Raw genomic sequence first — 1,062 nt, 5'->3', positions numbered from 1 at the left:
GCCCTAAAGCTTTCACCGCTTGATCCACTTCGGTATTTTTACTTCTCCTTGGCGGCCACCGCCGCCAATTCAGCGGGTCAATACGCCAAGGCTCTAGAACTAATCACTCTATCGCTTCGAGCCAACCGCACGCATACGTCCAGCCTGCGAACCTTGGCAGTTGCCCAGGTGAACTTAGGGCAGCTTGACCAAGCAGAAAAGACCGTTGCCGAGCTGCTGAGATTAGAACCCGCTTTAACAGTGCGCAGCTATTTAGCACGCAGCCCAAGCAGTCAGTATGAGATAGGGAAAACTTGGTCCGCAGCCCTTCAAAAAGCTGGCCTGCCATATTAACAACACTACTTCAGGGGGTTTTTTATGAGTATTTTTAGTTTGCTTGGCGGTACCGGCGGCACAGGTGGTACGGGCGGCACTGGCGGCACTGGCGGCACAGGTGGCACAGGTGGCACAGGTGGTACTGGCGGGACCGGAGGTACGGGTGGCACGGGCCCCAGCCCCCTGCTTTCGGACGCTCTCATCAGGAGTCGGGCAGCGCTGGTCGGCCCATTCAAGGGTGCCGTATTCCCGATTGACCTTCCGGTGCCGCTGGACAAACCAGAGCGCCTCGTCCAGTGGGATGTGATGCCCAGATTGCAAGTTTGCGGCTTGGAACTGGTGTCGGGTTTGCACTTTCAGGTCAATCAGTCTGCAAAAGAAATCGCAGTCGAATTTGTAGACCTGACGCAAAAGCCGCTATCCAACATGAAGCTTGCCACCTTCGTCAGGCCCGACGTGGCAGTCTTCCGGCAACAACTTCAATTGGTTGAAAATTACGCCCAACTGCGGGAGGACAGAGGGGTGGAAATTCTGGCGCAAATGTCCAGCTTAACTCCCTTCTGGGGCTCAGTCGTAGGACTAACCGATCACCGGCACAAATGGACGATGGAGCTCGTGACGCTAATGCTTGCCTTGGCAATTGACGTAGAAATGCGCCTCAAGCACGCTTTCGCTTGTCCACGCCCTGTGGAGCTTTCGCCACAAATACAACCCATGATTCCTACGCCTGGGCACGCAAGTTGGCCA

Annotated in this window: 1 protein-coding gene and 1 pseudogene; both read left to right on the top strand. The window is 55.6% G+C overall.

Annotation, left to right across the window (positions count from 1 at the left end):
• Nucleotides 1–333: tetratricopeptide repeat protein (locus AC1D1X_RS24180; RefSeq protein ID WP_477699470.1), on the top strand; the 333-nt coding region annotated here is incomplete at its 5' end.
• A gap of 24 nt (nucleotides 334–357) precedes the next feature.
• Nucleotides 358–1,062, top strand: a pseudogene (locus AC1D1X_RS24175) (phosphatase PAP2 family protein); the annotation flags it as partial.

The sequence above is a fragment of the Polaromonas sp. P1_G4 genome, from assembly GCF_056405475.1.
Note: the sequence above shows the minus strand (reverse complement) of the source record. Positions and strands in the feature narration are given on the sequence as shown.